The following is a 23,480-nucleotide window of genomic DNA, read 5'->3' as shown; positions in this document are numbered from 1 at the left end:
TGCCGTGTTATGAGGTTAAGCCGCCCGCTGCCCAACGATCGAGCCATGCGATAGCGGCCAGCCGGCTGCTCCACGTTTTTTCGACGGTATCGAACAACGCCGGGGCGGTGCTTTTGCCGGCCGCAATGTCCCTGGCCGCGTACCAAACCTCGCTTGGCATGCGGAATAATGCGCTGACAAGCAGTCTCTCCTCCCTCGTTAACGGGCACTGCTCCTCGTAGCCCCGCAGCGCCGCCGCCATAAGCGGAATCGAGAAATGGGTCGTGTTCGTCAGCAATTTGGCGAGCTCCATATAGACAGAGCCGCGGCGCGCCCTGTCCCAGTCGATGAGATAAATCCGCTCGTCTGTGCATACGATATTCGGCCGAGTTACATCCCCGTGAATGATCGCCGGCCGCAGTTTTTCGCTGCGGAGCAGAGCCTGCACGCCGGCACTGCGCAGCGTACGTGCGGCTTCCGCCGCCAGCAGCACGCAGCGTCCGCGCTCCCGGCGGAACCACCGGCCGATCCTGCCTTTGTGCCTCATCAGCCGCGGCAGATGCAGGGTGAACTGCTTTTTTAACAGCACCTGTTTATTCCAAAACAATCCGGTATACGAAGCGCCGCAGGTTCCCTCTAACAGCTGCTTCGACGTTTGATGCAGCCGGCCCAGCACGCGGCCAAGCTCCTCCAATTCCGGCTCGGCGGCACCGAGCTCCTTGCCTTCGATCCAGGACGTCATATAGTAATAGCGCCGATTGAGCCGGACGATAGGCTTCCCTTTAAGGGAACGGAGCCAATGCGGAATATGGGGATACCCTGCGCTTTCAAGCATCCGTACCCAACGATGCGCTCTCAGAACCCTCAAATATTCGTTAGGGACCGGCTTGATTAAATATACGCCTTGATCCGTCTCGGCGCGAAAAGCGACATTGGCGCGATAATAGGAATTGTACGAATAATGCCGGTTCAACCGTATACCGTATAAACGCGAGACCTGATTGAGAGCGAGACTGAGCCGCCGTCTGGATGCCACCATCATTCCGTTCTCCCCTCGAACCTCGATATGTAGGGAATAAAATGCTCATAACAACAGTCTATGACCCGCACAGCCAATGAAGCACGGCGGCCACCTATACGCGCTTTCTCGTCTCGTCCGGTCAAGAGTATAACGAAATTTGCTTCAAAAAGACTTGATTTCTTCCTCCGTAAATTTCGGAATCGTAACTGCAATCGTCGTCCCCATACCCGGTACGCTTTCACATTCGAAACGTAAGGAATCGCCCGAAACGTAAGGAATCGCCGAAAAACAGCTGCCGCGGGCATTGGAATGATGCCCGCGGCAGCTGTTTATGTTGAATCATAATTAGGTTTTTTTCAGACGCTGGATTCCCGGGCTGCTTCGAACTGCCTGGATTCAGCCTGCGGGTCGAGCTTTTCCCTGCTCATCATGAAAGCTGCAGCCAGCGCACAAAATGCGGGGATCAGACCGAGCGCAAAGGTGAATACGATGGAAGACGAAAGTCCCTCCGTGATGAGGCGCAGCGCCGATTCCGGGATGTGGGCGCGGGATACGGGATCCAGCAGCGCGTGCGGATCGCTGAAGTCGATGCCTGACGGCATTGCGGCCTGGCCGCCGCTTTGCGCAAACGCCTCGGTCAGCTTATTCGTCAAGCTGTGGTTCTGAATGATGCCAAATACGGTAATGCCGAGCGTCATACCCAGTGAGCGGAGAAAGTTCAGCGTTGAGCTGGCGCTTCCCCGCTGCCGCATCGGCAATCCGTGTATCGCCGCATTGCTCAGTACCGAGAACGATGCTCCGATCCCAAGTCCGACCATGATCATATAGATTGTGATCGTAAGCCGCGACGAGCCCGGCGTCAGCGTTGTCAGCAGCGCGAGCCCTCCGGCAAGCAGAACAAGCGTCGGGATCATGATTGTGCGGTACGGCAGCCGTGTCATGAAGGCTCCCCCGGCAGTTGCGGTCACGACCGAGCCCAGCATCATCGGCAGCAGTACCAGCCCGGCATTCGTCGCGCTTCCGCCCAACACCCCTTGGATAAAGATCGGTATATATACGGAAGCCGTAATAAAGGCGGCGCCGCTGAAAAGGGCCAGCGCATTGCTGGACGCATACAGCCGGTTTTTAAACATGGCGAACGAAATGATTGGTTCTTCCGCGCGTTTTTCGGCGATAATAAAACATATCGCGAACAGGACGAACCCGACGAACATGCCGAGGATTGGCAGCGAGCTCCACGCAAACTGCTTGCCGCCGAGCTCAAGCGCGAACATGAGGCAGATAACCGCGCCGATAAGCGATATGGCGCCCCATCCGTCGATGCGCTGCTTCGAATGCTCCAGCGATTCCTTGTAAAAGAACGCAATCATCGCCAAAGCGATCACGCCGAGCGGCAAATTAATATAGAAAATCCATACCCAATGCAGATGATCGGTAAAATAAGCGCCAAGCAGCGGCCCGAATATGCTGGACATGCCGAATACGGCGCCGAACAGTCCGCCGAGCTTGCCTCTGTTCTCCGGCGCGACGGCATCCATCATAATGGTGAATGTAATCGGTACGAGCGCTCCCGCACCGATCCCTTGAATCGCGCGGAAAATGCTCAACTGCACGATAGAGCCGGCGGTTCCGCACAAAACAGAGCCAAACATAAAGACGATAATGCCGAAGACGAAAAATCGCTTGCGGCCATACATGTCGGACAGCTTGCCGAAAATCGGCATGCCGGCCATCTCCGCTACCATATAAGCCGAGGTCACCCACACGAACTTGTCAAGTCCTCCAAGCTCGCCGATGATCGTTCCCATCGCGGTCGCCATAATGGTGTTGTCCATCGAGGCCATCAAAATGGCTAGCAGCAAGCCTGCGACCACGATGCCTGTTTTTTGTTTTTGCACATTGTGCATGTTGAAGTTCCCTCCATTGATTTAAGTTCAATATTTATTATAAAGGCACCTTACTGACAGCATCTTGTCAGTATTGATGGAGTGAACCCAAGCCTATATGCACCTACTCATTTTATACGACAGTCACATTTTTAAGATCCGCTTTATAGCCCTTCAAAATGGCGTATGTCATTTTATCCATCGTCGCTCCGTCGAAGTTGACTTTCTTTACATCCGTTTTAAACGATACGTTCCGGAAAATGGCATGACGAAACGAAGCGCCCCGCAAGCCGGAGTTATCGAACACGGTTCCGTTAAACACCAGATGATCGAAACAGACGCCGGACAGTTCGGACATCAGAAAAGACGTATGGTCTAAAATACAATTAGCGAAGCTCGCACCTTTCAGATTCGATTTGTTGAAGATCGAACGGGTCAGGTTGGCGCCGTCAAACTTCGATTTATCCAGATTGCTGCATTTAAAAGAGCTGTTGGTCAAGTTGGAAAGGCTGAAGTCGGAGCCTTGCAGATCGCAGTAATTGAATTTCCCGTCCTGCAGGTTCGATGACCTCAAATCGGAATGCTTCAGATTGCTTTTGGAAAAATCCATGCCGATTTTTTGCTGGAGCTCGTTGGTCTTGATTTGGATCGTTTCCACCAAGTCGTTGATTTCCCCAATCGTCTCGATCGTCATATGATAAGCCTCCGCTTCTTCGTAGCCTTCCTGCTTCAAATCGTTCAGCTTTTCCTGCAGATCGTTGTACAGCTCCTCCTTCAGCTCGCGCACCTGCGGATTATTTTCATACGGAGAAAAGATGGCGTCCAAATAATTTTTCAGCTTGTCGTTCATTTCTTTTTCCACCTTCCTTATATTAATTGGTCCAAAATATGCTTGGCGGTTTCCCAGTTTTTTTTATTATCGTCATACGTCAATTTGCCCTTGCTTGTGATCCGGTAATATTTTCTCCTGCCGCCTTGCGTTTCGTCACCCCAATATGAGGTAATATTTCCTTCCTGCTCCAGCCTTTTCAGGCTTGAATACATCGTGGCTTCCTTAAGCTCGTATTCGCCTTTGGAGGTGGAATGAACCAGCTTGGAAATTTCGTATCCGTATTTATCGCCGCTGAGCAGCAATTTCAGCACAATCGTATCGGTATGTCCCCTGAGCAGATCGGATGACATTTTGTAATCGGCCATTACCCTCACCTCCTTGATTACAATATAAATCATATTACTATGACTGTCAATGTACTTTATCGACACAAAATAATATTTTTTTAAAAAATGCGGTTCCTCCAACAAATGAACGTTATGAAAAGTAAACGTGAAACAGACCAAAACGACAACCGTCTTGGTCTGCTTTTTTAAAAAATCGGCCGGTTGATCGCAGCGTGTCGGGATATTCGTCACATATTTTACTAGCCGAATTGCCGGAATGCGACGATAAATGACGTCAGTGCCGCAATGGACGCGACAGTCCGCACGTGATTCCATGCCGTCCAGTTGGAGCTGTAATGCAACCAAAGTTCAGCGCCATTGGCGCTATTGGGATCCGCGGCTGCCAGTGCGTCGTTCAACGGCACGTTGAACATGAGAGTCGCCAGAAATGAGCCAATGAGATAGATCAAGCTGCCGATCAGCAAATAAATAGCGCCTGCTTCGCCCCACCTGAAGTATGAAGTGATCGCCAGGACTGCGCACGCCAGTGCCGTACCAGTAAAGACCACGCCAAACAATGGATTGAGTATAACGACATTGATAGACTGCATGGCTGCAATACCTTGAGCGGACGGAAGTCGGGCCAGGGCGGTCATTACGAACACTGAAAAGGCAAAAAATATTCCGGCAATCAATCCCGAGCCTATAGCCGAAAATAATGTCAAGCCATTAAGCAAGCGGTCGCTCATCATGAACCTCCCACACACCGCTAGCGGCTGCATCTCGAGCGTAGTCGGCAAAATCCCGGGGACCCCGGCCCAAGGCGCGCTGAACGCCGTCCGTCAGGTGGGAGTTGCGGCCGTCCAATACCTTTGTGAACAAATCGGTCAACAGCGCTATAAATTCGGCCGGTATGCCCTGCTGCGACAGCATGGATGTAAATTGCTCTGCGGAGAGTTGAACGTAGCGGACATGCCTGCCGCTCGCCTTGGCAATTTCTTCGGTCGCTTCTGCAAAGGTGAGCGCACGCGGACCGGTCAACTCGTAAAGTTGCCCGATATGTCCGTCCTCAGTCAAAGACGCGACTACGACATCTGCGATGTCCTCAGCGTCGATGAACGGCTCCGCCACGTCCGCGGCCGGAAGAGCAACCATACCGCTCAACACCGATCCGAGCAGGAAGCTCTCGCTGAAATTTTGGCAGAACCAGCTTGCCCGCACGATCGTCCAGTCAGCACCCGAATCTTGCACCGCCCGCTCGCTGAGCTGAGCCTCCTCTTCGCCTCGGCCGGACAACAATACGAGCCGCTTGATCCCGTTGTTCACCGCCAGCTCGGCGAAAGCACCGATCGCCGCCGCGGCACCCGGTACCGCCAGATCAGGATAATACGTAATATAAACCGCTCCCACATTTTGCAGAGACGATTCCCAGGTAGACCGGTTCTCCCAATCAAAGGATGGTTCGCCCGAGCGTGAACCGATCCGTACGGGCAAGCCGCGCTCCGTTAACCGCTCCGCCACGCGGCGACCGGTTTTTCCCGTACCTCCAAGGATCAAAATCGGCTTCACAGCCCCGACAACTGTTTTATTGCCTGCATTATAGTTCATATAAACACTCCTTTTCATAATTTCATTTTATACACGTAGGTTCAATGATTTACGATTGTTTGCACAAGCAAATAATTTCCTAAATAAAAAATTCCCTGTCATTCCATATTTTCCAATTGATTACTCACATTGTGCAAGTGAAGCGACAGCTCATCTCCTTCCTTTTCTCCCAATAATACGGCGTATCGTTTACGAAGGTTATTCCAGCACTCATTGATCGTCCCATCCAATGCTTTGCCTTATGGTTTCAGCCTCATTTATATATTAATTGCTTGCACATACAAATATAACGCAATTTCATAATAATGTAAAGTGTAATTTTCTCTGCCTCTAACCGCGTTGAGACTGACGATTAATTGTGGGGAACATACAATGGATACGACTTCGGAGCTCAAACACGATTTATTGCCTTGATTTCATTATACTTTCAGGCTTTTCGTACAGAAGGCCGCCAATCCAACGCAGGCAGCCTCTGACAAGTTATTATTATGGCAGTATCCTACAAATCATAGCTATCACTCAATGTTCCGGCCGGTTATTACGATACTGTTATTCACCATACGTCGTCGGGTCCAGGCTGTACGCTAGACCTTGCCAGTTAAAGTCGCCGCGCTCTCCGCTAAGGCGGTTTTCGCAAGCAACGTTCCGGTAGAGCCGAAGCGCAGCGCGGTCGTCCAACTGCCCGGTATCCTGACCTAAGTGTTCGGATAACAGTTGGCGGCGCAGCGTCTGCACCACTTTCGGATCCCATATCGCAGCATTCATCTCCGAGTGGCCGAACAGCGAATTCGAGTGAAGATTGCAGGACCCGATTGTCGCCCATGCGTCGTCGACGAGCATTATTTTGGCATGTACGTAGATAGCGCTGCGCCTGCCTTGTTCATTTGGCCCGGCAATTCCGACAAGCGCGAAATTTTCGTATCGGCCGAGCGCCTCAATATGATCAAAGAAGCCTTTGCGGGCCGGATTGTGGCGGGCAGCGCGTACGTGTTCCTCGGGTTCGGCCGGAACAAGGATAACAACATCCACACCGCGTTTCAGGGCTTCCTCCAGTCTGACAGCGACCTCCGGAATCGGGAAAGCCTGATTCTCGATATAGATGGAGCGGCAGGCGGCATCGATCGCCTGTATGTATTGCTCGGAAACGGACCGTTCGCCGGCTGCAATGTTGAAGAGAGGACCCCCGGGAGTCGGATAACTATTGCTATAGCGTCCCGCATAGATGTTCCTTTGAATCTGCACCGGGCTGTCCCCTTGAGGGGCGGATACATGTACAGGAAAAGGCAAATCGTCGTCGCCGTTGTGCCCCCACACGCCGTCAGCCTCCATTCTCTCGCTTGCTTCGTTCCATCTCTGGACGAAATTGTGATGGACGTCGGTCGCGGACGGTCCCGTCACTTCGACATAGACGTCGTGGCGCTGACCCTCGCCCATGTGTCCCGGTTCGAATACTTTGAAAGTCGGATTAATGCCGCCGACGAATGTCGTCTCGGACGAATGTCCTGCATCCATAAGCCAAATTTTTTGGTGCTGACAATAATAGCCGTGAGCACGATCCCAGCGGGCGCGGAAACGCGATCCGCGTGCGCCGAGCAATTCAAGGTCGGCTTGCGATCCCGCGAATGCTTGGCCGTACCCGCTGCTCTCCGGATTTGGGCGCCAGAAAATAATCCGAACGTCCAACCCTCGCGCAGCCGCACGGTCCAGCACATCTAACACGGTGCCCCGGCCATCCGGCATCTGAAAATCCGGCGCCATGAAGGTAACCGCAAGCCAGACACTGTGCCGGGCGGCTTCAATCGCCTCGCAAATCCGTCGGAAGGTAGGGCCGCTATCTACAAGCGGACGAACCGCATTGCCATGCCGCACTGGGTAAGAGGCGGATGCGAGAAAAGGGACTTGCGGTCCGGAGCCGGCAGTGGATAAACCTTCGCTTTGCATCATCGTATACCTCCTCGTAGCCTCTGAGTCTGAGCGCAGACTTCCGATTCAATCGATAACAAGACCGACACTTGTTTTCCGCTGGCATTAAACGATATCATGCTGCTCCTCCTTATACTCTTTTTAATAGGGGATTTAAATCATTATACCTTTTTGAAGCTTCCTTTCTCCATCTTATTTAAAACTTTATATCTCCAATTTGCTATCGTAAAATCGTCTTCAATCCGAAGAAATGGCACAACTCCCATAGGTTTATTGAACAAGCGGCCTACCCAAAAAACAAAAAAACGCGCTGCGCGCGCGCGTCATCGATTGCTAATCGTATGTGATGTATGTAAGGCTTATATTCCATAATGCTGTTCCACCGGCTGCGTTTCTCCTGCCTTCCGGATCAATGTCTGAAGCGCGCATCTCGCCGATTCCTTCCGCAGCAATTGATGCCGGTCCATTTCTCCTGCCTGGAAAAATGATTCGCAATGGGCAAGGTTGAACAACGCAGCCGCCGCAGCTTCGCAAGCGAGCTTGTCGCAGCGTACGAGATACAAGCAAATGCTGTAACAAAACTCCTCATGATGCCTCAGCAAGGCTATACGCTCATTCGTGCTTACCATCCCCATCGCCCCTCCGCATTAGAATTGACCGGTTGCTGCATGCAATCCCAATTATACGGGGTCATGGACGATTTGGTTAGTACTATCTTTTTCTAGTACCTCCGGAAAAGCCTGCCCGTTCGACCATCCGGTTTCTCACTGTTCATTGGATGAGTCCGGGCCGCTTTCAATTTAGAACGCACACATTCGCGATCAGCAAGAATCAATTTTCCCTTTTGTCGATGTACAACGTGCCGTCGCTTTGCAGTTCAGCGTAAAAAATATGGCTGAGCTGGGAGAGCCCGCTGCCGGATTTTCTCAATTGCTCTTCGAGCCATTCAGCGTTTAAATTCAGCTCTTTCAGATTTTTGTCGATAACCTTGCCATCAACAATGATTTCCGTCGGCAAATAAGCGCGCGGCGGCACGGGAAGATGCATGTCGGACTTTGTGATCTGCTCGTATTCAGCTTTTTTTAATACGCTGAGTTTGCCGTGGGGCTCGAGTATTGCATAATCCACCTCCTCGAGCGAGAAAATGTTTTTCTCGCGAAGCAGCATGCTTAAATCATCCATATTCAAGCGCATGGAAGCCATTTCTCTCTCGACGATTTTTCCTTTTTTTATGACGATGGTCGGCTCTCCGTCCATAGCGACCCGAAATTTAGGAAACTTTAACGAAAAAGTTTCGATCAGGATCGTAAGCAGCGCCCATACAATCAAGCTGATGAGTCCGTCCATAACGGCAATTCGCTTATCAATCGCGATGACAGCGGCAATCGAGCCGAAGGCAATGCCAGTAACGTAATTAAAAAACGTAATATGGCTCATTTGCTTTTTTCCCAGAACCCGGATAAGCAGCAGCAGGGAAACGAACGAAATGGCCGTCCGCAGTATCGTTTCCAAATACGGACCCTCCTTTTTTTATATAGCCAAGGGCTGTTTGGTCGAACGAATCGAAACCATGTCCTTCCGCACGCGAATTGAAAAACTGCAAACGTTCCGGTTACGGCCGGCTCGCCTGCAGCTCCAATTTTTTTGCCTTTTGTTTGACGTAATCGGCCGTCCGCAGTGCAAGCGACATAACGGTATTCGTCGGATTGCCGGCGCCGGACGTTACGAAAATGCTGGCGTCGCAAATGAACAGATTATCGATATCATGCGTTTGCCCGCAGGAATTAACGACGGAGGTCGACGCGTCATCGCCCATCCTGCACCCGCCCATCAGATGAGCCGTGTCCGGAACGACGAACTCCACCTTGCCGCTTTCAGCCTCCATAATCGAGCTCATCGTCCGGACGGCGTGATCGATCAGCAACGTCGGCTTCCTCGTTGGCGTATTTTCGCTTCATTGCTCTTGTCTCGCCTCCCATGGATCGGCCTGCCCCAATTGAGCCCGCACATATCCGCGCGGATATGCCGGACCCGCATAGCCGATTTCCGACCATACTTTAGGGTGCGAACAATACGATTCGACCGTTAAGCTCATCAGCTTCCGGAAAAACGGTTGTTGCGGCACAGCTTTCCATTCCGACTGAGGATGCGCCGTACCTCCGCTCACTGACTGCAGAAGCTGCTTTTGCGCCGTACGGTCCAGCGCATGAAACGAGATGTAGTAATTGCTTTTTGTGCAATTATCGAGCGCCTGCAGTCCGAGCCGGATCAAATCGGCCGCCGCTGGCACACCCTCTTGGCGCTGGCCTTCCCCAGTCGAGGCGTACAGCGTACGGTCGATGTGGCCGACTACGAAACGGAGCACATCCGGCGAGAAATCGTTCACCAGCAATCCGCAAATAAGAAACAGCGCGTCCGCCTCTTTCCCGGTTAGAAACCGGTAAGGCGATACATCCGTGGTCCGGGAAGTTACAATCGAACGGGTGTGCTCATCCCAGGCTGCCTTTTCATTCAACACATGAAACCGTGGATAATGCGTCCGCTGAGACAAAAGCTACATCCCCTTCCTGTATATCGCAATGCGGCCCAATATACTAAGAGCAGTAACATCAGCGGCAGCACGACATGCCATCCGATCATGAAATTGCACAGCACACACCCGCCGACACGGATGCCCGACTCCGCGAACATGGAAATAAAATCCGATGAGTCCGGCAACGCCCCCGAGCCACATGAACACATGGAACAGCTGATGCAGCCATCCTGCATTAAGCCAGGTCAGAATGATGCCCGCGATAAAAAAGAGCGGCACCGCAATAGCCGGAACCCCCATGGAAGCATGGTGAAAATTTTGACGGTAATGAAACAAGCTGACTTGACTGCCGAGCATTAAAAAAGCCAGGCTGACTAACAATACCAAAATGCGGTCAATCGACCAATAATCCCAGTACATGGACCCAACCTCATTTCGACTCGTAATCGGTTGGTTGTATGTTTCCCGTTATTTAGGTATTTATCCAGTTCCCGTCATCTCCCTGAGCGGGAGACGCATGCCATTCAATTGATTTTGGCAACCATAACGACCCCGACGCAGCCCCGATCAATCCCCAAAATATCGGTCCCCATTGAAGCACAAAGCCCCGGCTATAGTCGTTGAAATGCTTTTCAAACACGGTGCTTTGCTCGATCAACCCGCTTTCCACACGGTCCAGTCCCGAGGCGATGGAGCCTGCATGTCCCGAAGTGTCGGACAGCCATATCAAATCGTAATGGAGCGAAATGTGGAACATGCATGCGATGATTATGCGTTAATGAGGCTCGGAGTGAAGCGAAGCAAGCTTACGGGTGCGACGGTGAAGGTAATTTTATTTTGTTCGGGTTCGGGTCGTCTTTTTGATAAACCCAGATCGCGATAGCCAGCCACGAACCGCTTGCCAAATAACCGCCCAGCACGTCGCTAGGGTAATGAACGCCCAAGTAGATCCGGCTTAGCCCGATAGCCACAATCATGGCTGAGCTGAACGCGATCAGCGCAATTCGACTGCTTGCAGGGGATGTATGGCGCCACAGCAAAAAAGCGATTATTCCGTATAACGTAAAGGCCGACATTGAATGCCCGCTCGGAAAGCTGTAGCCGGTTGCCTCCACAATCCGGTGTATCGTCGGACGGGCTCGATGGAAAACGGCTTTAAGACCCCAATTCAACAGGGCCGATCCGATAACAACGCCGACAAACAGTACCAGCTCCCTTCTGTGTCCCAGCACTCTATACAAACAAAATGCAATGACCGGGACGAGAAAGGCGATCACAGCACCGGAACCGACGAATGAAAAAAGCTTCATCACCGCTGTCATTGAAGGCGATTCCATCGATTGAACAAGGCGGATGACTGTAGAATCGAAACGGTTTATTTGGGAAACCCTCACGAATAATGCGAGCGCGCCGAAGGCGGCCGCACAAAGAAAACTGAGCGCGAAGGCTGCGCTCAAGCGTAATTTCAAATTCACGGGACGGCTCCTTCTCTGCATGGTTTGTTGCAGCGTTCCTCAACGGGCTCATGGCAATTCGTCAATTTGCGACGGCTGCGAGCCGCGGCAGACAAGGCAGACGGCAGAGAAGCCCACGCCGAAGGGTGGGCTTCCTGGGCATCCTATGCTTACTTTGCCAAAATCGCCTGCAAATCGGTTGTCAGTACGGTTTTGGCCCGATCGCTTACTTCCAACAGCTTCGGATGAACATTCAGACGGTCGAGCAACTCCGGCAATAGCTTGGAGGCTTCCTTGCCCAAGCCTTTGTCCAGCTGTTCCGTTATTTTATCCAGCAGGTTTTGGATTAAGGGCACCAATGCTCCTTTTATATCACCGGAGTCAATGTAGCGATTAATCAGGTTCACGAGCGACCTGATGTCGGTGCCGACTTTGAATTGCAAGCTGTGCTCTATGGTATTGCCTGCCAGATCCACAGCTGTAATCATAACATGGCGGGTACCCAGTTTGCCAGCCAGCTCATACCCGCTCCCATTCGTATAAGGCTGGCCATCGATCGTCATGGACTGGGCGGCCACTCCGGATAAGGCATCCTTCGCCGCAAGCTCGAATCGCAGTATTTGGTCGTCCTTGTACTCCGTTCCGTCGGCAAAATCGTTTCCGTTCACTTTTAAAGTATAGTCCGGCGGGGTCCTGTCGATTTGCACCGGCTGTTCCTTCGTACGCTCCACATTGCCTGCGGTATCCGACGATCGGAACTGCAGCGAGTGAACTCCTTCCGATTGAAAAAGGATTGGAACGGTATATTTTATCCATTCGTCGTCAGGCTTAAGTCTGTACTCCGTCCCGGCCGCACCGGATACATCGTCATAGACAGTTAACGTAACGCTGACGTCGGAACGGTTCCAGCCATTCTGTGCAGCCGGCTCAAGCCGGGCGGTCGTAATCGGAGGCGTGACGTCCAGAGAAATTTTGAGCAGCCGTACTCCGTGCGGCTCCACTTCCTCGCTATAGGACGACATGATGCCCAAAGCGGTATGCGACCACATGTCGCTAACCGTATACATACCGTTAATACCTAGATCCCGCTGGAAATCGATCGTCCTCGTCTGAGGCGTATCCTCTCTGTTAAACAAGCCGACAATCCATGTTCCATCCGGCATTTGGCCTTTCCATATTTGGCTGAGCGGATCGTTGACATCCCGCGATAACGGTTTGCCGACAAAGCCTTTCCGGTTCATATCGATAATTTCACGGTTTTTGTAATAAACGTCGTTTTGCCCGATATTGCCGTAATTGTCACCGATATTGATGCTGCTCCCGGCCATGGCCAGCAGGCTGATGCGGGTTTTCTTCTCTGCATCCGTGCCCCCCGAGCTCATCACGCTGAAATCGCCGTCAATGACGACCTTGCCTTTGCCGGACACATCCGACAGCCAAATGAATCCGTCGAAAATGTTGTAAGCCGGCGGCCAGATGTCGTCCTTCGCCTGACCCCGGTTGCGCATGCTCGTATGATACCAGACGCGGGGCTGATCCGTATTCGTTCGCCAGTCCTCGCTGGCTCGTATAATATCCGCATACTTCACTTCATCCTGGGCATGATTGCGGTTTTTCTCGTTGGCATAGTACAAGATCAGCTCGTCGCCGGCCGCTTCCCTCATCCAACGGTATAAGGTCGTTGTCGCTTCCGGACCGTAGGCGTCGTCGACATAACGCAGAAAATCGATTTTCAACAAATCGACGCCCACGCTTATATAATAACGAATCATTCCTTTGACATACTGCTCCGCACCCGGCTTGCCCGGATCGATTATATACCGGGTCTGGTGTATATGCGCCGGATCGGTAATCGATTGGATCGGTATATCGGTACCAGCGATTTTATTCGTCGCATCGTCCGCGATCGACTTATGAACCCATGAAGGATTATAATAAATGCCCAGCTTCAACCCTTTGGAATGAACATAGTCGGCCCAATATTTCCAATCATGCTGCCAATCGTTTTTGTACGTCGTAATGTAACCGTCGGCATTATGTAGTGTCGAGTCGCCTACCCAACCGTCGATGCAAACATATTCGTAGCCGTAATCTTTGAACCGCTCGGCAAGCCAGTCCACGTTCGCCTTCATTTTCTCTTCGGTAAAGCTGCCTCCATACGGTGTCGCATGCCATCCCATTATGCCCGATCCTTTTTGATTGAACGCCGTATCGGCGGCATACGCTTTCGAGTCCGGCGTGCAGGTTACCCATCCGGACGAAGCCAGAATTAACGCTAATACTGCACGCATAATAACGGAACCGGTCTTCCTGGTTTTGTTCATGGCTGGCGCTCTCCTCCCGTCGTAAAAAGCTTGCTTATCCATCGAATCGGTTGAAGCGGGTACTCCCACCTCCCTTATAATTAAGCGTTTTCGCTAGTCAATATGACATTCGCAGTACATCAAATCATTAAACCGCTGCCGACGGTTTTAAACAGACTGTCCGGTATGCCGGCAGGAGGGTCCCGATACAGCAGGTACGCAAACAAGCCGGTTCCAACGGTTCGGGTTGGGTGACCGGCTTGCTGCTTCCTTCCTATTGGGTGCGGCTGAGTTTGGAAGTCGCTAATACAGCAGCTTATTGCTCAGGAAAAGAGGTTTGAGCGTACGATTGACCGAAAGCGAATCCTTTATGAAGTCTAGCCCGCTGTGGGCGCTTTGGAAAACTGGCTGTTATATAAATCCGCATAAAAGCCATTGCGCGCCAACAGCTCCACATGCGTTCCCTGCTCGATCACGCTGCCGTGATTCATAACGAGAATGAGATCGGCGTCGCGGATCGTCGACAAACGGTGCGCGATGACAAAGCTGGTACGGCCCTGCATGAGCCTGTGCATCGCGTTTTGAATATAGATCTCCGTGCGGGTATCGACGCTGCTCGTCGCCTCGTCAAGAATAAGAATGGCCGGATCGGCCAAGATGGCCCGCGCGATAGTCAGCAGCTGCTTCTGGCCCTGCGAAATGTTGGACGCTTCTTCGTTCAGCACGGTATCATACCCGTCGGGCAAAGTCCGTATGAAATGATCCGCGTGCGCCGCCTGCGCGGCTTCGAGAATTTCCTCCTTCGTCGCGCCCATGCGGCCGTACCCGATATTATCGCGGATGGTGCCGTTGAACAGCCATGTATCCTGGAGCACCATGCCGAACAGCTGACGCAGCTGCTCCCGCTTCATAGCGGTAATGTTGACACCGTCGATGGTAATTGCGCCGTCGTTAATTTCGTAAAAACGCATCAGCAGGTTGACGAGCGTCGTTTTGCCTGCGCCCGTCGGTCCGACGATGGCAATCGTCTGTCCCTGTTTGACGTCGATGTTCATATTGTCGATCACGACGGCATCTTCCTTGTAGCCGAATTTGACATTTTCGAAGCGCACGTCGCCGCGCGGTTTCAGAAGCAGCTTTCCTTGCGCAGATTCCGGCACCTCCTCCTGTTCATCCAATATTTCGAACACCCGTTCGGCCGAAGCCAATGTGGACTGAATAATATTGGCAATATTCGCCGTCTGCACGATTGGCATCGAGAATTGACGGGCATATTGGATGAATGCCTGAATATCGCCGATTTCGATCGCTCTTTGTGTCACAAGCACCCCGCCTACGACGCAGATCATCACGTAGCCGATATTGTTGATGACCGTCATCAGAGGCATCATAATGCCGCTGATGAATTGGGCCCGCCAGCCCGATTCATACAGCCGGTCGTTGACTTCGTCGAATTTGCCGATCGACTTCCGTTCGTACCCGAACGCCTTGACGATTTTATGCCCGGTGTACATTTCCTCCACATGCCCGTTCAGCTCGCCCAATGCCTTTTGCTGCCCCATGAAATGCTTTTGCGAGCGGGAGGCGATCATCCTGATCACGATAAAGCTGAGCGGCAGCGTCAGCACGAGAATCAAGGTCAGCAGCGGGCTGATCGTCAGCATCATGACTATGATGCCGACAAGCGTTATGACGGAGGTAATAACCTGCGTCAAGCTTTGCTGCAGCGTACCGCTGATGTTGTCCATATCGTTTACCGCCCGGCTCAATATCTCCCCGTGCGTTTGCGAATCGTAATATTTGAGCGGAAGCCGCACCAGCTTTTCATTGACGTCCTTCCTCATGCGGTACACTGTCTTTTGCGCTACGCCCGCCATCAAATACTGCTGGATGTATGCGAACAAGGAGCTGAAAATGTACAGCACGACCAAGATCATAACGATATTCAAAATGTAAGGGAAATCGATTGCCGCGCCGGGAACCCCTTGCAGCTTCGCCATCAAGCCCTCAAACAGCTTCGTCGTGGCTTTCCCCATAATTTTCGGGCTGACGATACTGAACACAGTGCTTAATATCGCTGCCGCTATTACCGAAATAAGCTGTACACGAAACGGCTTTAAATAACCAAGAAGACGGCGAAACGTACGTTTGCTGTCCTTCGCCTTTTGCCCCGGCATGCCCATCGGCATACCGAAGCCGCCGCCCATCGGGCCCCTTCCGGGGCCGCCCATACCTCTTCGCTGACCTTCGCCAGCTCCCTGCGATTTATTATGTTCGCTCATGCGCTCTCCTCCTCTGCAAGCTGTGAGGAGACGATTTCACGGTAGACAGTGGACGTTTCCATTAATTCGCGATGTGTGCCGATCCCCGTAATCTCTCCTTCGTCCAATACGATAATCCGGTCGGCGTCCATGACGGTACTGACCCTTTGAGCGACGATGATAACCGTCGCATTGCTCGTCTCGCGTTTTAGCGCGGCGCGCAGATTGGCATCCGTTTTAAAGTCGAGCGCCGAGAAGCTGTCGTCGAACACGTAAATTTCCGGCTTGCGGACAAGCGCACGAGCAATCGACAGCCGTTGCTTCTGCCCGCCGGACAGATTGCCGCCGCCCTGCGATATCGCCGAATCGTAGCCATCTTCCTTTTCCGCGATGAACGGAGCGGCGAAGGCAGTCTCGGCTGCCTTACCGATCTCCTCGTCGGTTGCTTCTTCTTTGCCGAAACGGATATTGTCGCGGATGGTTCCTGTAAACAGAACCGATTGCTGAGGGACGAAGCCGATTTTCGAACGCAAGCTTTCCTGCGTCATTTCGCGCACATCGACACCGTCCACCCTTACGCTGCCGCTTTCGATGTCGTAAAACCGCGGGATCAGGCTGATCAGCGTCGTTTTGCCGGATCCGGTACCGCCGATAATCGCCGTCGTTTGACCCGGCACGGCCTCGAACGAAATGTTCGATAGCGCGGGCTTCTCGGCCCCCGGATAGCTGAAGGTGACGCGATCGAACACAACGTGGCCCTGTCCGGATGGCGCCTGTCTGGCTGCCGGAAGATCGACGATGTCAGGCACGGTGTCCAGCACCTGATTGATCCTTACCGAGGAAGCGGACGCCCGCGGCACCATGACGAACATCATCGAAACCATAATCAGCGAAAACATGATCTGCATCCCGTATTGCAAAAACGCCATTAAATCGCCCACCTGCATATGTCCGGTGCTGATGCGGATGCCTCCGAACCAGATGATCGCAATCGAGGTGAAGCTCATGATGAGCATCATCATGGGCATCATGGCCGCCATAATTTTATTGACTCTTATCGCGACGTCGGTCAGATCGAGGTTGGCCTCGTCAAACCGCTTTTTTTCATGGTCCGTCCGATTGAATGCCCGAATGACGCGGACGCCGGTCAATGTTTCGCGCAGCACCAAATTCAGCTTATCGATCTTGGTCTGGATGATCTTAAACAGCGGGATTCCTTTCCTTGCGATTAAAAAAATCGTCAGCGCCAATATAGGAATGACGCAAATAATGACAAGGGAGAGCTTTGCATCTTTGTACACGGCCATAATGATGCCTCCGATACACATCATCGGCGCCGCAACCATCATTCGCATCATCATGAGCAGCACCTGCTGCACTTGATTGATGTCGTTCGTCGTCCGGGTAATTAGCGACGCCGTACCGATCTTATCGAATTCCTGCAGGGAGAACCGCTCGACATGCGAGAACACTTTGCCTCTGACAATCCGGCCGAAGCCGGAAGAAATTTTGGAGGCATGAAAGCTGGCGATAACCGAAAACAACCCGCTTGCGGCCGATACTAGCAGCATGAATCCGCCGATGCGCCATATATAACTGTGGTCGCCGGTCACAATACCAAGATTGACGATATCCGCCATTAAGGTCGGCAAGTACAGCTCGGACAGCGACTGCAAAAAAATAAGCGCCAGCACCAGCCCGATCGTCCAACGATACGGCATCAGCAATTTGAACAGCTTGATCATTCTTTATCCACTCCAATCGAATTTTGCCCATTTAACGATGTTACAAGCAGCATGCAGCCTGCAACGGCATCGTGAATATCCCTCTGAAACGACTGTTCGATTTCCTTCTTGTCGACGCCCTGCGCCAGCAGCTCCTGGTGAGATTGACGCAAATGCATCACCCCATGCATCATCGCGCCCCAATATTGCACGGTCAGCAGCTGCGGGGACATTTGCCTGATTTCGCCCGATTTCATGCCTTTGTCCAACATTTTGCGGACTACGCTCATATTGTCGTGATGCCAGCTCCATGTTTTCAGCTCCTCCGGTGTGAACAGCTCGTGCAAATCATGACGCATCCGCATGAAGAACAGGATGCTGTCCGACTGCTCCAATATATTGATGTACATGGTGCGGACGAAGCTTTCCAACAAGGCGACAACGGAGCCGTCCTGATCAAAATGCGCCTGAATATGCTCATTCGAACGCTTGAGCATTATGAGGAACAATTCGCGGAATAGCGCATGCTTATCTTTGAAATAGTAATAAATAAGACCTCTGGCAACGCCGGCCTGTTCCGCAACATCATTAATTTCGGAGGCCGAGTACCCTTTCTCTGCATAAACTTTGAGCGCGGCCCGAATAATCGTTTCTTGTCGTTGTCGACGAATTTCCTGGTTTTGTTCCTTATTGCGCGGCAATCATCGGTCACCTCTTTTAAATTGACTTGCGTGTCAACCAATATATCGCACAGACGAACCGGGTGTCAAGTTCTTCTTGTTCGAAGAGTATGTGTCCGAAAAACATTTCCAATGTAACGAAGGTTTATTCCTTTGAAAACATTCAGCCATAAAGAAAAACGCCTTGCGTAGTCCTTGGTGTAGGATGTACGTTTGAGCGTTGGGAGGGATGGATATGGGGTTGCAGCCGTTGTTGAAGTCGTGTTCCTTCGATTAGACCACTTGGTTTTCCAGATTTTACGATTTCTATTATGTCGAGAATATACACAAAAAAAGAGCCGCACTGCGGCTCTTCCGGCTATTCCGATGCTATAAAGTTACGATTATTGCGAACGCCCATGAAACGGTCAATCTTCACCTTCGTGCACGGCGGCCGCTCATCCTGCTTCATCCTCTATCTCCGGGTTTATGCGACTCCTTCCAAACTTCAGCTGCTGGATCCGCTTGAACTGCTGGAGCTGCCGATTCCACCTTTGGAGGCGGAGGTGCCGCTGGAAATGCCGGACGAAGGCCGACTGGATGAGCTGCTCCCCGAGCTTACGGAAGAGCTTTTCGAAGCGGAGCCGGACGGGCTTGTCGCAGCGCTTGAGCCGTTCGTGCCCGAAGGCTTGTTTGCGCCTGACGTGCTTGCTGCTCCGGACGGGCTTGTCGCAGCGTTTGAACCGCTTGAGCTGCTCGTGCCCGAAGGCTTGCTTGAGCTTGACGTGCTTGCTGCGCCGGACGAGCTTCCCGAGGCGGGAGAGCTGTTAAAGGAGCCCGAGCGCGTCGATGTTGTTGGCGCCGGCGCTTTATTGCTTGGGGCTTGCGCGGGCGCAGTCGTCACATTTCTTCCTTCCTTGCCTGCCGTCTGCGGGGCCGCCGGGGGCGGGGCGGTTTTTCCGGAATTGGCCGTCGCCGCTCCGATCACCGCACCTACTAAAGCGCCGGTTAAAATTCCCGACGAAACGGAGGAGCTGCGTCCGTAGTACGTGTTTCCATTATTCGAGTATGCATATTGCTTATCGTAGCTGTCCCCCGAATCGTCGCACCGGCTGTCGTTGTTGTCATCCCGGCAATAATCTTGCTCGGTGCCTCCGAATGGCGGCGCTTCGGCGTTCGATTGCTCCTGCTGGGCCGCATTGCCGGAAGCGGCGGCCTGCTGCGCGGTGCTGTTGGGAACGGCAGCCACCTGCTGGGTTGGCGGCGTTTGACCGCAGCCTACCAACGCCGTAGCCATGAAAACCGATACCATCATGGCCGACTTATTAACCGGCGCCTGTTTGGATTTATGTACATCCGTCGTTTTTTTTCGTAGCATCGCAGTCACCTCATATTGTTCATCTCATATCATTAACGTTATTAACCAGTCATAAGTTCCAAAAAAATGGTTTTAAAATAAATCTCGTCTTATTTTACTATAAATGATTCAATTCGTCTTCTATTAATAGTGAAACTTGTCGATTATATTCATGATTCCTTGAATGTAGGGTGAAATCCGCGTTTTATCGGGACAAAGTAAATAGCCCGGGATGATGTCCCGGGCTTCCTGCAAGCTCTGCTTACTTGGTAACCTTTACCGTTATTTTCTCGCTGGCCGTAACGCCGGCCGCATTGACCAGCTCGCTGCGGTATTCGTATTGGCCTTTCGCTCTGCCCTCGATCTTCGTAACCGCGCTTTGCGCATTGGGCGAAGCCGCTTTTAAGCTTTGCGTGTCAATCAGTTTTCCGTTTTCGTACAAGCGGTACTCGGCTGCGTTCGTGCCCCACCACATGTTCATCGTTATTTGATAGTTTCCGTCGCCATCCCAATTGTCCTGTGCCAGAACCGGCTTGCCGGGTGCGGCATCGGTTACTTTCACAGTAAGCGGCGCGCAGGCCGTCGTACCGAAAACATTGCTCAGCTCGCAAGTATACGTATAGGTTCCATTCGGCTTGCCTTTGATAACCGTCTTCGCAGCCTGCGCGCCTGGTGATGCGTCAGTCAACGATTGCGTGTCGATCAGCTTGCCGTTTTCGTACAGCTTGAACTCGGTGCCGTTATTTCCCCACCACATGTTCATCGTAACCGTGAAGTTACCATCCTTCAGCCCGGTTGCATGCGTGCTGTCGTCGGACAGCACCGGCTTGCCGGGTACGCCGCCGGATAACGGTTTCGTTACATTAAAAGTAAAGCTTTGCTCCGCTTGATTGCCGGCGGCGTCCGTTACCCGGAATTGTACCGTATGGGCGCCCAAGCCCAAATCCGCCGCTTTGATTGATTGACCGCTGCTGATTTCATTGCCATCAAGCAGCAGCCGTTGAGCGGCAATCCCCGATCCCGCATCAGAGCTTGTAAGCTCGAATCTCAGCGTGTCGGTATAAGTTACATCCGTAACCGCTTTGCCGGATTGGGTTAACACGGCAGTAGGCGCTGTCTTGTCCAGCTTGACGACTAGCGACTGCGCGGCTTCGGTATTTCCGGCAGCATCCTTGGAATAATAATGTATCGTATGAATACCGTCTGTTTGAATTGTAATAGGAGCTGTATAATCGGCAAAAGCTCCGTCATTTACAGCATATTGAGTCGTCAATGCACCTTCCTGATCATCTTTGGCCGTCAATGTAACGGCAACATCTTTGTTGAACCAGCCCTGGGCGTTCGGAGCGCCCGATAATGCAGCCGTCGTTACGGGCGCAGTCGTATCGGCCTGGGTCGTAAAGTCGGATGAACCGCGAGGCTTCAGCTGGAAGACACCTTTAAACACGGAAGCAATTCCTTTGATCGAAATCTTTTGTCCTGCATGATACGGAAAAGTGCTCTCGGTAAGTCCTGTTCGCGCATCTACGCGAATATGGGTACTCGTTGTTCCTTTCACCGCGTCGAACTCGAACGAGCCTGCTGGTACCGCACTAACGATCGCGCCGATCATCACATCGCTTAACTCGACCAGTTGTCCTTGATTGTCGTTCGTAACGGCTGGTACGTCTGCGGGAACGGGCAGCGCGGCCGTGCCGGTTTTGGCGATTTGAACCGGATCAACCAGCTCCAATTCGGTATTGTACAATGCCGTTGATGCCGTGATCTTCACGGTATCGCCCTGATGAAAACCGCTTAAGCTTTGGAACACATATATGCCTCCGGTCGCATCCTGCAAGTAAAACGATTGCCCGCCAAAAATGCCCGGCTCTGTCGTCACGACGCCTTCCACTGTGACAAGCGCACCTTCCGCTTTGCCGCGCGCTTCCGCGATCGAAATTTTCACAGGAATTGGTCCCTCTTCCGCCGGCAGCGGTTCGGCCGGAACGTTGGCTACCGTTACCGCCTCGGTCACCAGATTGTTGCCGTTCTGGCGCAGCCGCAAATTCGCGGGACCGTTCGTCCCCGGCTTCATGCGAACGTTCAATTCGACAGCGGCATGACCGTTGGCATCGGCGGTCAGGCTGAACGGCGCGCTGTAGCCGTAGGATGCAGGCCACGTGCCGTCCGGATTTTGAATAGCTGCCACCTGTGTGCCGCCGGTCAAATAAATGCCAGCGCTGAATCCGGATACGGTTGCATTTTTAGGAAGATTATCGGCAGCCACGCGGATTTGGAACGGCTCCGCATTCGGCAGCTGCGACTGATGGACGAATTTGTAAGCAGGATTTGCGGCAGCCGCTGCGCTGCCGTAAGAGCCCGGTTTAAACGTACTCCGGTCATACCATTTGTAGCCGGCATTCGGGGGTGCCCACGGTTCGGGCTGCGGCTCCGTAGAGCTCGCCGGATCTTCAAACGGCAGCAGCGCCGTCGGCTGATCCAACTGCAGACCGCTGAGCTGCGCCAGGCTCGTGTAGCTTTCTTTTTTGCCGAGCCAGTCTACGAGGTTCATGAGCAAGACGGCGTCATCCTGCTCTTTATAGCCGTCATAAGTCGTTTTCTTCGCGCCAGTATCCTCGCGCACATATTTCGGCGTCGCATCCTCGACAGGCGAAGAATCGCCGATAAATGCGGCTTTCCCTGCTCCCGCCTTGGCCACAGCCACAAACGGGCCTTCCGCTATGCCGCCGCCATTGTAGACACCCTGATCGACTGCGTTGGGCCATGCCGCGTTGGTTTGCGGGAGATATACGATCCCCTTCGCTTTTGTCGGATCCATTATCGCCAGCGTTGAGCCGGCATGCATCGCTACGCTGCCGACGCCTTGCGTAATGCCGAATGCCTGATCCGGCGCAACGATTTGATTCGCGTTGATATCGCCTAACGCATTATACCGGAAGCGCACGCCGAACTGCTCTGCCAGCCAGTCCGAGCTCGCCACATCCTGCATCGCTTCGGAGGCGCGTTCCTCGGCGCTCATCCCTTTAGCCGGGTCGCTCCATGCGCCGCGCCGGTAACCGTTGAACACTTCCGAGCCGTCCCACCGGTTTTTGTTGCGGTCCGCATTGTAATGGTCGGCTATGAACAGGATGCTGCCGCCGCCCTGGACGTACTGCTGCATCGCCTGCTGCTCGCTCGTTTTGTAGGGAACATTCGATTCGGCAACGACGAATACGTCATAGCCGGTCAAATCGCTCAATGCAATCGGGACCGATTTGCGCAGTTCCTTAACATAGTAGCCGTTGTTCGCGAGGCCATTGGCAAAGTCCGAGAAACCGCCGTCAATTACCCAGTCGGCCGCTCCAGCCGTCTGTTCATGGGTATTGTCGAACAGTACCTTTTTGCCGGCATTGCCATTCACGACCTTGGCTTCGATGAACGGCGCCGGATCGTTCGGCCCTTCCGCCCACGCGGCCTGCCAGCCGCTGACGGCAAATGCTTGAATCGGCAACGCGATGGTTAAGGCAAGCGCGGTTTTTAACCATTTGAATTTCCAGCCCGAGAACATTTCCATTATTCTCCTCCTTTGTCATTAAAGCCTAAATGGTCGTACAAGCTTATTTTATCACGGATAA

General features: G+C 52.7%; 19 protein-coding genes and 1 pseudogene. 1 reads left to right on the top strand and 19 read right to left on the bottom strand.

Translation table 11 applies throughout. The features are described from left to right. Positions 1 to 7: 7 nt before the first annotated feature. From E1757_RS21320 to E1757_RS21235, 18 genes and pseudogenes are all read right to left on the bottom strand, one after another. The gene (locus E1757_RS21320; RefSeq protein ID WP_133231886.1) at positions 8 to 1,021 is read right to left on the bottom strand and encodes a phosphotransferase; all 1,014 of its coding nucleotides are present in this window, start codon (positions 1,019 to 1,021) and stop codon (positions 8 to 10) included. Positions 1,022 to 1,356: 335 nt separating this feature from the next. After that, entirely contained in the window at positions 1,357 to 2,907 is a 1,551-nt protein-coding gene (locus E1757_RS21315) for an MFS transporter (RefSeq protein WP_133231884.1), read from the bottom strand. Between the two features lie 112 nt (positions 2,908 to 3,019). Beyond that, positions 3,020 to 3,736: a pentapeptide repeat-containing protein gene (locus E1757_RS21310; protein WP_133231882.1), complete on the bottom strand. Its 717-nt coding sequence runs from the start codon at positions 3,734 to 3,736 to the stop codon at positions 3,020 to 3,022. Positions 3,737 to 3,753: 17 nt separating this feature from the next. Continuing rightward, positions 3,754 to 4,083 (bottom strand): PadR family transcriptional regulator, encoded by a 330-nt coding sequence (locus E1757_RS21305; protein WP_133231880.1) that lies wholly within the window; start codon positions 4,081 to 4,083, stop codon positions 3,754 to 3,756. 221 nt (positions 4,084 to 4,304) lie between these two features. Beyond that, complete coding sequence (locus E1757_RS21300; RefSeq protein ID WP_342774582.1) at positions 4,305 to 4,796, bottom strand: anthrone oxygenase family protein; 492 nt, start codon at positions 4,794 to 4,796, stop codon at positions 4,305 to 4,307. Continuing rightward, positions 4,774 to 5,652 carry an NAD(P)H-binding protein gene (locus E1757_RS21295; protein WP_133231876.1) on the bottom strand — a complete coding sequence of 293 codons (879 nt, stop codon included), beginning with the start codon at positions 5,650 to 5,652 and terminating at the stop codon, positions 4,774 to 4,776. Before E1757_RS21295 ends, E1757_RS21300 begins: the two co-directional genes overlap by 23 nt. Positions 5,653 to 6,201: 549 nt before the next feature. Next, positions 6,202 to 7,596 carry a phospholipase D-like domain-containing protein gene (locus E1757_RS21290; protein ID WP_133231874.1) on the bottom strand — a complete coding sequence of 465 codons (1,395 nt, stop codon included), beginning with the start codon at positions 7,594 to 7,596 and terminating at the stop codon, positions 6,202 to 6,204. A gap of 338 nt (positions 7,597 to 7,934) precedes the next feature. Continuing rightward, a complete protein-coding gene (locus tag E1757_RS21285; protein WP_133231872.1) occupies positions 7,935 to 8,204 on the bottom strand; it encodes a hypothetical protein in 270 nt (89 codons plus the stop codon). 202 nt (positions 8,205 to 8,406) lie between these two features. After that, on the bottom strand, positions 8,407 to 9,087 hold the full coding sequence (locus E1757_RS21280; RefSeq protein ID WP_246079356.1) for a DUF421 domain-containing protein: 681 nt from the start codon (positions 9,085 to 9,087) through the stop codon (positions 8,407 to 8,409). Positions 9,088 to 9,187: 100 nt separating this feature from the next. After that, positions 9,188 to 9,496: pseudogene (locus E1757_RS21275) on the bottom strand (GMC oxidoreductase); the annotation flags it as partial. A 33-nt stretch (positions 9,497 to 9,529) separates the two neighbouring features. Continuing rightward, entirely contained in the window at positions 9,530 to 10,126 is a 597-nt protein-coding gene (locus E1757_RS21270) for a gluconate 2-dehydrogenase subunit 3 family protein (protein WP_133231870.1), read from the bottom strand. A gap of 3 nt (positions 10,127 to 10,129) precedes the next feature. Beyond that, a complete protein-coding gene (locus E1757_RS21265; RefSeq protein WP_246079354.1) occupies positions 10,130 to 10,528 on the bottom strand; it encodes a hypothetical protein in 399 nt (132 codons plus the stop codon). Between the two features lie 52 nt (positions 10,529 to 10,580). Next, entirely contained in the window at positions 10,581 to 10,865 is a 285-nt protein-coding gene (locus tag E1757_RS37250; protein ID WP_133231868.1) for a DUF2935 domain-containing protein, read from the bottom strand. Between the two features lie 49 nt (positions 10,866 to 10,914). Continuing rightward, positions 10,915 to 11,583 carry a phosphatase PAP2 family protein gene (locus E1757_RS21255; RefSeq protein WP_246079353.1) on the bottom strand — a complete coding sequence of 223 codons (669 nt, stop codon included), beginning with the start codon at positions 11,581 to 11,583 and terminating at the stop codon, positions 10,915 to 10,917. 149 nt (positions 11,584 to 11,732) lie between these two features. Further along, positions 11,733 to 13,886: an alpha-galactosidase gene (locus E1757_RS21250; RefSeq protein WP_165972216.1), complete on the bottom strand. Its 2,154-nt coding sequence runs from the start codon at positions 13,884 to 13,886 to the stop codon at positions 11,733 to 11,735. 356 nt (positions 13,887 to 14,242) lie between these two features. Further along, entirely contained in the window at positions 14,243 to 16,147 is a 1,905-nt protein-coding gene (locus tag E1757_RS21245) for an ABC transporter ATP-binding protein (RefSeq protein WP_133231862.1), read from the bottom strand. Beyond that, positions 16,144 to 17,871, bottom strand: a complete 1,728-nt coding sequence (locus E1757_RS21240) for an ABC transporter ATP-binding protein (RefSeq protein ID WP_133231860.1) — start codon at positions 17,869 to 17,871, stop codon at positions 16,144 to 16,146. The genes E1757_RS21245 and E1757_RS21240 overlap by 4 nt, the downstream gene beginning before the upstream one ends. Further along, complete coding sequence (locus E1757_RS21235; protein WP_133231858.1) at positions 17,868 to 18,551, bottom strand: TetR/AcrR family transcriptional regulator; 684 nt, start codon at positions 18,549 to 18,551, stop codon at positions 17,868 to 17,870. Before E1757_RS21235 ends, E1757_RS21240 begins: the two co-directional genes overlap by 4 nt. A 377-nt stretch (positions 18,552 to 18,928) precedes the next feature. Here E1757_RS21235 and E1757_RS21230 point away from each other — a divergent pair, with 377 nt between their 5' ends. Continuing rightward, complete coding sequence (locus tag E1757_RS21230) at positions 18,929 to 19,555, top strand: hypothetical protein (protein WP_133231856.1); 627 nt, start codon at positions 18,929 to 18,931, stop codon at positions 19,553 to 19,555. A 573-nt stretch (positions 19,556 to 20,128) separates the two neighbouring features. Here E1757_RS21230 and E1757_RS21225 read toward each other — a convergent pair. Next, on the bottom strand, positions 20,129 to 23,419 hold the full coding sequence (locus E1757_RS21225; RefSeq protein ID WP_246079351.1) for an OmpL47-type beta-barrel domain-containing protein: 3,291 nt from the start codon (positions 23,417 to 23,419) through the stop codon (positions 20,129 to 20,131). Between the last annotated feature and the right edge of the window lie 61 nt (positions 23,420 to 23,480).

Source organism: Paenibacillus piri (genome assembly GCF_004354045.1).
In the GTDB taxonomy this organism is placed as follows: domain Bacteria; phylum Bacillota; class Bacilli; order Paenibacillales; family NBRC-103111; genus Paenibacillus_S; species Paenibacillus_S piri.
Note: the sequence above shows the minus strand (reverse complement) of the source record. Positions and strands in the feature narration are given on the sequence as shown.

Bases quoted from the DNA above. Each gene is read 5' to 3' on its own strand.
- E1757_RS21265 (WP_246079354.1), bottom strand. From the start codon at position 10,528: ATGTACTGGGATTATTGGTCGATTGACCGCATTTTGGTATTGTTAGTC.
- E1757_RS21315 (WP_133231884.1), bottom strand. From the start codon at position 2,907: ATGCACAATGTGCAAAAACAAAAAACAGGCATCGTGGTCGCAGGCTTG.
- E1757_RS21305 (WP_133231880.1), bottom strand. From the start codon at position 4,083: ATGGCCGATTACAAAATGTCATCCGATCTGCTCAGGGGACATACCGAT.
- E1757_RS21230 (WP_133231856.1), top strand. From the start codon at position 18,929: ATGAAACGGTCAATCTTCACCTTCGTGCACGGCGGCCGCTCATCCTGC.
- E1757_RS21245 (WP_133231862.1), bottom strand. From the start codon at position 16,147: ATGAGCGAACATAATAAATCGCAGGGAGCTGGCGAAGGTCAGCGAAGA.
- E1757_RS21320 (WP_133231886.1), bottom strand. From the start codon at position 1,021: ATGATGGTGGCATCCAGACGGCGGCTCAGTCTCGCTCTCAATCAGGTC.
- E1757_RS21290 (WP_133231874.1), bottom strand. From the start codon at position 7,596: ATGATGCAAAGCGAAGGTTTATCCACTGCCGGCTCCGGACCGCAAGTC.
- E1757_RS21310 (WP_133231882.1), bottom strand. From the start codon at position 3,736: ATGAACGACAAGCTGAAAAATTATTTGGACGCCATCTTTTCTCCGTAT.
- E1757_RS21295 (WP_133231876.1), bottom strand. From the start codon at position 5,652: ATGAACTATAATGCAGGCAATAAAACAGTTGTCGGGGCTGTGAAGCCG.
- E1757_RS21240 (WP_133231860.1), bottom strand. From the start codon at position 17,871: ATGATCAAGCTGTTCAAATTGCTGATGCCGTATCGTTGGACGATCGGG.
- E1757_RS21285 (WP_133231872.1), bottom strand. From the start codon at position 8,204: ATGGTAAGCACGAATGAGCGTATAGCCTTGCTGAGGCATCATGAGGAG.
- E1757_RS21225 (WP_246079351.1), bottom strand. From the start codon at position 23,419: ATGGAAATGTTCTCGGGCTGGAAATTCAAATGGTTAAAAACCGCGCTT.
- E1757_RS21250 (WP_165972216.1), bottom strand. From the start codon at position 13,886: ATGAACAAAACCAGGAAGACCGGTTCCGTTATTATGCGTGCAGTATTA.
- E1757_RS37250 (WP_133231868.1), bottom strand. From the start codon at position 10,865: ATGTTCCACATTTCGCTCCATTACGATTTGATATGGCTGTCCGACACT.
- E1757_RS21300 (WP_342774582.1), bottom strand. From the start codon at position 4,796: ATGATGAGCGACCGCTTGCTTAATGGCTTGACATTATTTTCGGCTATA.